Consider the following 6531-nt stretch of genomic DNA (forward strand, 5'->3'; position numbering starts at 1 on the left):
CGGGCTCTGATGAGGGATGATAATCAAGCAATATCCAGAAGAAATGTGGGCATTTTTGCGCACGTGGATGCGGGTAAGACGACAACGACAGAGCATATTCTTTATCATAGCGGGCGAATTCGCTCGTTGGGTAGTGTAGATAACGGGACAGCGCAGACGGATTCTATGGATGTGGAAAGGGAGCGGGGGATATCGGTTCGCAGCGCGACGACCTCTTTTTCATGGAAGGATACGTTGATTAACCTTGTGGATACGCCAGGTCACGTCGATTTCTTGTCGGAAGTGGAGCGTTCACTTCGGGTAATGGACGGGGCTATTCTTATTGTTTCAGCGGTGGAAGGGGTGCAGTCACAGACGGAAATGATCTGGCACACACTGCAATCCCTCAAGATACCAACCTTGCTGTATATGAATAAAATGGACCGCGTCGGCGCGGATCCCGAGCGCGTGCTGCGCGATATTCACAAGCAGCTCACGGAGATGGCGGTGCCGATCTATGCACCGCTTGGTCAAGAGGACACGTTCCGCGGTGCGGCGAACGTGCTCACGGATGACTCGGCGGATGCGGTCGCCGCGGATGGGGTGCGCGGATTCGACTTGGCTTCCGCGGTAGAGAAGCTATCGGAGCTCGACGAGCGCATGCTCACGAGCTACATCGAAGGCGCGCCGGTCGAGGCACGCGAGGTGAAGGCAGCCCTGCAGCGATATGCGCGGCAGGGGGAGGCTTTTCCTTTGCTGGTGGGCGCCTCCAGCAAAGGGCTTGGTATCAAGGAGCTGATGGAAGCGATCCTTGATTATTTGCCTGGGCCGAACGGCTCTGCGGAGCAGCCGCTTTCGGCCGTGGTGTTCAAGGTCGAGCGGGACAAGACCATGGGGAGAATGGCGTACGTCCGCCTCTACGAGGGGACGATCCGCAACCGGGACACCGTCTTCAATGTCACGCAGGGCGTGGAGGAGAAGGTGACCCAGATTCGCAAAATCGACGGCCGTAAAGCCGAAGATATCGGGTTTGTCATGGCCGGCGATATTGCAGCCGTCTGCGGCCTGACACAGGTGCGGATCGGCGATGTGCTGGGCCAAGCAGATAGCGTGCCGCCTGCGCCGCAGATGGCGGTTCCGCTCTTGACTGTGCAGGTTCACGCCGAGAGTGAGGCGCAGTATCCGGCGCTCGTCGCAGCGCTGCAGGAGCTGACGGACGAGGATCCGCTGCTCGATCTGCAGTGGCTGCAGGAGGAGCGCGAGCTGCATGTGAAAGTCATGGGCGCGATTCAGCTCGAGATTCTCACGAGTCTCTTGAGCTCGCGCTTTGGGCTCCGAGTAAGGTTCGACCAACCTTCCGTGATCTATAAAGAAACACCTTCGAAAGTGGGCGAAGGCTTCATTGCCTATACGATGCCCAAGCCGTGCTGGGCGATCTTACGCTTTCGTATCGAGCCTGGGGCGCCGGGCAGCGGGCTCGTGTATGAGTCGCTGGTACGCGGCGAACATCTGCTCGTGCAGTACCAGAACGAGGTGGAGCGCCGTGTACCGGAGGCGCTCCAGCAAGGGCTGCTCGGTTGGGAAGTCACCGACTTGAAGGTGACGCTCATCGAGGGCGAGCATCATGTGTGGCACACTCACCCGCTCGACTTCGCTGTCGCTACGCCGATGGGCATCATGCAAGGTCTTGCGCAGACGGGCACGACACTGCTCGAACCGATGCTGCAGGTTCGCATTACCGTGCCTGAAGAGTTCGGAGGCAAGGTGCTCAGCGACCTTGTGCAGATGAGAGCGGCTTTTGATCCGCCGCAAATGACAGGAGGCAGATTCGTAGTCGAGGGTCGTCTGCCCGTGGCTACGTCACTGGAATATCCAGTGAAGCTGAGCGCAATGTCAGGCGGACGAGGTGTGATAACTTCCTCATTCGCAGGCTATCAGCCAAGTCCGCCGGACGTTCATGCGGAGCGTAAGCGGCGTGGAGTCAATCCGCTGGATCAATCGAAGTATATTTTAGCTGTGCGTAAGGCATTGTCGACCTAAATTAGCTGGATGATCATTGTCATTGACATGATGTACTTGCCTCAGTACAATGAAGGTAAGTTAATAACATGTGACGGAGACAGGAGACTCACTTGGATTGCCCATTGAATATCATTGGCAATACTTGGTGAGTTTTTTTGCTGTCATTCCGCTCATTCTGGGATAGGGACAGATGTTCATTTTTAAAGAAACGGGGGGGAAAGTTATGTCTTTGGAAGAGCAGTGTATTTTACCGGCCATTCGCAAAATGAGAGACCTTGAGAAGCTATTTAAGTCTAACTATACGTATATTGTTCTGTTGGATTGTCATATTGGGCAGTTGAAAAGCATTGTGGATCTGGGCAGAGAAAATGGAAAGAAGCTGCTGCTGCACGCTGACTTAATAGAAGGGCTCAAAAACGACGATTATGCGGCGGAATTTCTGTGTCAGAGTATTCGTCCTGCTGGTATCATTTCGACACGGGGAAATGTGATTATGAAGACGAAACAGAATGGTCTGATCGCCATTCAGCGGCTTTTTCTCCTAGACAGCAGTGCCTTGGATAAAAGCTACACGCTTTTGGAGAGGACAAAACCTGATTTCATTGAGGTACTTCCCGGTATTATTCCGCACATTATCACGGAAGTGAAGGAGCGTTCGGGCATTCCTATTTTTGCAGGAGGACTCATTCGTACGGTGGAGGATGTGGAGCTTGCGTTAGGAGCTGGAGCAACGGCAGTCACTACGTCGAATACGGAGCTGTGGCAGCATTATCATCAATGATCCTGAACATGTGGAGGTAAGGCAATGGCAATGACGGGGACAAATCCTTCTTATATTCTTTCCCTTGATCAGGGGACAACAAGTTCTAGAGCTATTTTATTTAATCAAAAAGGGAGTATTGTGCATGTCGCCCAGAAGGAATTTAAGCAGTATTTTCCGAAGCCGGGTTGGGTGGAGCATGATGCGAACGAAATTTGGCTGTCGATTCAGGGCGTCATTGCGGCGGCTCTATCGGAGTCTGGGGTGCAGCCAGCGGAGATCGCGGGAATTGGTATCACCAACCAACGGGAAACTGCGGTTGTCTGGGATCGGCACACAGGGATGCCTGTGTATCATGCGATTGTTTGGCAGTCGAGACAGACGGCAGATATTTGTGAAACACTGAAAGCGCAGGGGCTTAGCGACCTGTTTCGGCAGCGTACGGGGCTGCTGATTGATGCCTATTTTTCGGGGACCAAAATCAAGTGGATTCTCGATCATGTTGACGGTGCCAGAGAGAAGGCGGAACGCGGGGATTTGCTTTTTGGCACGATGGATACATGGCTGATCTGGAAGCTGACAGGCGGGAAAGCGCATGTGACGGACTATTCGAACGCTTCGCGCACGCTCATCTATAACATTCACGAGCTAAAGTGGGATGAAGAGCTGCTGGGGCATTTGGACATTCCAGCTTCCATGCTGCCGGAGGTTCGCTCCTCTTCTGAGGTGTATGGTTATACGCAGGAAAGCTTCTTTTTCGGTTCGGCGATTCCAATTGCGGGTGCGGCAGGGGATCAGCAGGCGGCTCTGTTCGGGCAAGCTTGTTTTGAAAAAGGGATGGCCAAAAATACGTATGGCACCGGATGTTTTATGCTGATGAACACGGGCAATCACGCGATTCCATCGCGCAGCGGACTTTTGACCACTATTGCTTGGGGATTGAACGGGAAAGTGGAGTACGCGCTGGAAGGCAGTATTTTCGTGGCAGGATCGGCGATTCAGTGGCTGCGGGACGGGCTGCGGATGATTAAATCGGCGAAGGATAGTGAAGAGTACGCGAGGCGAGTTGTATCAACAGATGGTGTGTATGTGGTACCGGCTTTTGTCGGACTAGGTACGCCATATTGGGACAGTGACGTTCGGGGCGCGGTATTCGGGCTCACTCGGGGGACGTCGAAGGAGCATTTCATTCGGGCAACGCTCGAATCACTCGCGTATCAGACCAAGGATGTGCTGCAAGCGATGGAGGACGATTCCGGCATTCAGCTCACGAAGCTGCGAGTTGATGGTGGTGCTGTGAAGAACGACTTCCTTATGCAGTTCCAAAGCGACATGCTGGGTGTCACGGTAGAACGTCCGATGATTAGTGAGACGACAGCGCTTGGCGCGGCTTTTCTAGCGGGTCTGGCTGTTGGTTTTTGGAAGGATCAAGCGGAGATTGCGGAGCAGTGGCAGGTGGATAAGGCTTTTGAACGGGAAATGGAAGCTGAACTTCAAGAGAGTTTGTATAACGGTTGGAAAAAAGCAGTAAATGCCGCAATGGCTTTTAAATAAGCGTGAGCAATGATATACTAATAACAAGTTAATATTCGGTTGGAGACTAGGAGAAGCCACAGCGGCCTATACGTGTAAACGTGTTAGGTATGTTGTGGTTTTTTATTTTATATCCGCGAGGGAGAGATTGAGATGACGAAGGAACTTAAGCAAACCAATATAGGGCAACAACAAGGGTTTAATGCGCTGAAAAGAACAGAAATGCTGCAAGCCATGTCGAAGCAAAAGCTTGATCTGATCGTAATTGGAGGCGGGATTACGGGAGCTGGCATTGCGCTCGATGCACAGAGCAGAGGGCTTCGCACCGCGTTGATTGATATGCAGGACTTCGCTGCGGGGACGTCAAGCCGTTCGACCAAGCTGGTTCATGGCGGGCTGCGCTATCTCAAACAGCTGGATGTGAAGGTTGTTGCTGAGGTCGGTAAAGAGCGTGCGATTGTATATGAAAATGGGCCGCATGTGACGACGCCGGAGTGGATGCTGCTGCCTTTCTATAAAGGGGGCACGTTCGGGAAGCTGTCCACCTCGCTGGGTCTGCGGGTTTATGATTTCTTGGCTGGTGTCAAAAGATCGGAGCGCCGTAAAATGTTCCGCCCAGAGGAAACCCTCTCGCATGAGCCTCTTTTGAAGAAGAAGGATCTCAAAGGCGGCGGTTACTATGTGGAATACCGCACAGATGATGCGCGTTTAACTATTGAGGTTATGAAAAAGGCTGTAGAGCTGGGTGCTTTGGCGGTGAATTACGCTAAGGTGGAAGAGCTGCTGGTGGAGAATGGCAAGTTGGTTGGTGTGCGTGTGGTGGATCAGATTGGCGGCGGGGTGTCTGGAGAGACATCTGAAAAGGCGTCTGAAAAGAAGTCATACTCGCTGTACGCGAGTAAGATTGTTAATGCGGCCGGGCCTTGGGTCGATACGCTGCGCGAGATGGACCGCTCTAAGCATGGCAAGACGCTGCACCTGACCAAAGGGGTGCATCTGGTGTTCGATCAGAGCAAGTTCCCGCTGCGGCAGGCGATTTATTTTGATACGCCGGACGGGCGGATGGTGTTTGCCATTCCGCGGGACGGCAAAACTTACATCGGGACGACGGACACGAATTACAAAGGGGATATCGCGAATCCCCGTATTACCGAAGCAGATCGCGCTTATGTGCTGCGCGCCGCGAACGAGATGTTTCCGTCCCTCGGGTTGACGGAGGCTGACGTCGAATCGAGCTGGACCGGGCTGCGCCCTCTGATCCATCAAGAGGGCAAAGATCCTTCTGAGATTTCGCGCCGCGACGAAATCTTCGTCTCGGACTCCGGCCTCATCTCGATGGCCGGGGGCAAGCTGACCGGCTACCGCAAAATGGCGGAGTCGGTCGTGGACAAGATCGCCGCCATGCTGCTGGCGGAGGGCAAGGTCTCGGCGGCGCTGCCGCCGAGCCGCACCCGGACGCTGCCGATCTCCGGCGGCGATGTGGGCGGCTCCGCGAAGCTGGCGCCGTTCTTGCGGGGCAAGGCCAGCCAAGGCCTGCGGCTGGGGCTGACCGAGGCAGAGGCTGCGCTGCTCGCGCGCAGGTACGGCTCCAACGTGGACGCCGTATTCGAGCTGCTGGAGCAGCACCGGGCTGAGGCGGCGCAGCGGGGCATGCCCGCCGCTGTGCTCGCTGCGCTCGTGTACGCGATCGAGTGCGAGATGGTCGTGAAGCCGGCGGATTTCTTCATCCGCCGCACGGGCGCCCTCTTCTTCGACATCGCGTGGGCAAAGCAGTGGAAGGCGCCTGCGATCGCCTTCATGGCTGAGCGCTTCGGCTGGGACGAAGCGCAAACCGCAGCCTACACCGCTGAGCTGGAGCAGCTGCTTCATGAAGCGGTGAACCCGCTGGAGGCGTAAAGCTCCAGCGGCTCCGGCTGTTACAGCTGTTCCTGCTATATGCTGTTCTGGCTGTTCCTGCTATATGCTGTTTCAGCTGTTCCTACTATATGCCCCACTGCTACTTTTCCCGCCAGTAATTCATTGTTAGCTTCATGAGTCGGTCCATGCCCACTTCTGGCCATGAACGGGTATTGTTGTGTTGCACTTTGTACAACAATTTGAAGCAATTCCGGCTGAATTGGGAAAATTATTGCAAAAAAGAGTCAATTTCATAATTAAATATTGGTTAATGCACGGAGTTCCCCTAGCAGGGTGTCCCTCATTTTTTGAAAATTCGATTTCTAAGCTGCCTCTGCGGA

4 protein-coding genes are annotated in these 6531 nt (G+C 54.3%); all 4 read left to right on the forward strand.

Annotation, left to right across the window (positions count from 1 at the left end; genetic code table 11):
* Positions 1-9 precede the first annotated feature (9 nt).
* The 4 genes from ASG85_RS24235 (at position 10) to ASG85_RS24250 (ending at position 6190) form a co-directional block, all read left to right on the forward strand.
* The gene (locus tag ASG85_RS24235; protein WP_060647963.1) at positions 10-2019 is read left to right on the forward strand and encodes a GTP-binding protein; all 2010 of its coding nucleotides are present in this window, start codon (positions 10-12) and stop codon (positions 2017-2019) included.
* Between the two features lie 205 nt (positions 2020-2224).
* The gene (locus ASG85_RS24240; protein ID WP_057302834.1) at positions 2225-2782 is read left to right on the forward strand and encodes a glycerol-3-phosphate responsive antiterminator; all 558 of its coding nucleotides are present in this window, start codon (positions 2225-2227) and stop codon (positions 2780-2782) included.
* Positions 2783-2812: 30 nt separating this feature from the next.
* Positions 2813-4315: a glycerol kinase GlpK gene (gene glpK, locus ASG85_RS24245; RefSeq protein ID WP_057302835.1), complete on the forward strand. Its 1503-nt coding sequence runs from the start codon at positions 2813-2815 to the stop codon at positions 4313-4315.
* 132 nt (positions 4316-4447) lie between these two features.
* The gene (locus ASG85_RS24250) at positions 4448-6190 is read left to right on the forward strand and encodes a glycerol-3-phosphate dehydrogenase/oxidase (protein WP_082588208.1); all 1743 of its coding nucleotides are present in this window, start codon (positions 4448-4450) and stop codon (positions 6188-6190) included.
* Positions 6191-6531: the final 341 nt, after the last annotated feature.

This window comes from Paenibacillus sp. Soil724D2, assembly GCF_001427935.1.
GTDB lineage: Bacteria > Bacillota > Bacilli > Paenibacillales > NBRC-103111 > Paenibacillus_E.